Annotated in this window: 2 protein-coding genes and 1 pseudogene; 1 reads left to right on the plus strand and 2 read right to left on the minus strand. The window is 57.9% G+C overall.

Annotation, left to right across the window (positions count from 1 at the left end; all coding sequences use genetic code 11):
* Positions 1 to 91 (plus strand): annotated as a pseudogene (locus AAC035_RS20930) (Crp/Fnr family transcriptional regulator); the annotation flags it as partial.
* 32 nt (positions 92 to 123) lie between these two features.
* Here the strand turns inward: AAC035_RS20930 and AAC035_RS20935 are convergent.
* Positions 124 to 1,479, minus strand: a complete 1,356-nt coding sequence (locus tag AAC035_RS20935) for a PhoH family protein (RefSeq protein ID WP_339807051.1) — start codon at positions 1,477 to 1,479, stop codon at positions 124 to 126.
* A gap of 79 nt (positions 1,480 to 1,558) precedes the next feature.
* Positions 1,559 to 2,053, minus strand: a complete 495-nt coding sequence (locus AAC035_RS20940; protein WP_339807050.1) for a CBS domain-containing protein — start codon at positions 2,051 to 2,053, stop codon at positions 1,559 to 1,561.
* Positions 2,054 to 2,100: the final 47 nt, after the last annotated feature.

Genomic DNA, 2,100 nt, shown 5'->3' on the forward strand with positions numbered 1-2,100 from the left:
GGCGCGGGAGGTGGTCAGTCGGTTGCTCAAGGATTTCGAGCGTCAGGGTCTGGTCCGGCTTGCCCGGGGACGTATTGAGCGGCTGGCCTGAGCCAGCCACTGCAATATCCGATCACCTGAACATCAGAGGTTGGCTTCGGCAAACTCTGCCAGCAATGACCGCGGCACACCCTGCAGGTGGATGTGGCCGCCGTGGGTGAACGTCTTGAATCGTTCTGTCATGTAGGTCAGGCCGGAGCTCAGCGCGCTCAGGTAGGGCGTGTCGATCTGCGCCAGGTTGCCAAGGCAGATCACTTTGGAGCCGTTGCCGGCCCGGGTGATGATGGTCTTGATCTGGTGCGGTGTCAGGTTCTGGGATTCGTCGATAATGATCAGGCTGTGCTGGAAGCTGCGGCCGCGGATGTAGTTCATGGACTTGAAGTGCAGCGGCACCTTGCTGAGAATGTAGTCCACGCTGGCGGTCATGTTTTCGTCGTCTTCGTGGAGTGCCTCCAGGTTGTCCACGATGGCGCCGAGCCAGGGTTCCATTTTTTCCGCTTCGGTACCGGGCAGGAAACCGATATCCTCGTCCAGTCCCTGGGTGGAGCGGGTGGCGATGATCCGCTTGTACATCTTGCTGGCCACGGTCATTTCAATGCACGCGGCCAGGGCCAGAATGGTCTTGCCGGAGCCGGCAGAGCCGGTCAGGTTCACCAGATGAATATCCGGATCCAGCAGCAGGTTCAGGGCCATGGCCTGGTGAATGTCCCGGGGAACCAGGCCCCAGACTTCCTCGTTCAGCAAGTCCTGTTTGTGCAGATCCTGCAATACCAGCCGGTCACCGTCAATCTCGGTGACCCGGCCGATAAAGCCCATTTCGTCCAGAACAAACTCATTGATGTTGATTCTGGCAAGATCACCCTCGCGCTTGAGAATATGCTCGGTGATGGCCTCACGCTGGACGGTTTCCACCTTTTCGATCCGGTCCCAGAACGAGTTGGGAAACTCATGGTAGCCCCGGGGAAGCAGGTCGATGTCGTCCAGTAACTGATCGTTGTGATAATCCTGTGCTTCAACGCCGAAGCCCCGGGCTTTCAGGCGCATGTTGATGTCTTTGCTCACCAGAATGATGTCGCGGGACTTGTGGCGGGCCTGCAGCTCCGCCAGGGTATTGATGATCTTGTTGTCGTTCAGGTGTTCAGGCAGGGAGTGATTGCCTGTCGGACTGGTGCTCATGAGAATGGACAAGGTGCCCAGGGGTGTCGCCTTTTTGCCCCGCACAATGGGGACACCCTTCTCGATCTGCTTGGGGGTCGCATCACCCAGCAGTTTATCGATGTTGCGTATGGCCTGCCGGCAGTCCGCCGCCACCGCCTGCTTTCCGGTTTTAAGACTGTCGAGTTCTTCAAGGACCGTCATCGGGATGATGACATCGTGTTCTTCGAAATTCAGGAGGGCGTTGGGATCGTGAATCAGGACATTGGTGTCGAGTACATACATGATCTTGCGAGCTTGCGGTGCTCTGGGCATAGGGTGCAATACCTCTCTGGCAGGCGGCTTCCGTGGTTGGCTGCTGGTATCAGTCGCTGTCGGCGCAGCGTCTGGTCAGGGCCTTGTCCGAAATCAGTTTGAGCATGTCGTAGGTGGTGACGATTCCCGTTATTTTGCGCTGACTGGTAACAAATATTCTGTGAAGGTGTTCCTTCATCATGATATCTGCAATGTCCCGTACCGGCGTATTTTCCTCAACCGAGAACACCTGGGGTGTCATGATGTCACGAACCTCAACCGGCACCCGGGTCATTTCCTCGAGTATCGCCATGCGCAGGCGGCGTACCTCTTTCTGTTCGTCCGGGGTCAGTTTGGCCCAGGCGTCGGGTTTGCGGTCTGATGCCCAGCGGAACTCGGCGATGTCCTTGAGGGTGACAATGCCGATGATTTCGTCGTTTTCGTCGGTGACCGGGCTGCCGGTGATTTCATTGTCGGTCAGGAACCGGGCAAGCTGATCCATGGACCAGACTGCAGGAACGGATTTGACGTGGGGGGTCATGATGTCTTTGGCGAGCACCGGCATGGCTCAACTCCCTGCTCCGTGGGGCGCCGAAGCGCCGGGGGTGGTGA

The sequence above is a fragment of the uncultured Marinobacter sp. genome, from assembly GCF_963974375.1.
In the GTDB taxonomy this organism is placed as follows: Bacteria; Pseudomonadota; Gammaproteobacteria; order Pseudomonadales; family Oleiphilaceae; genus Marinobacter.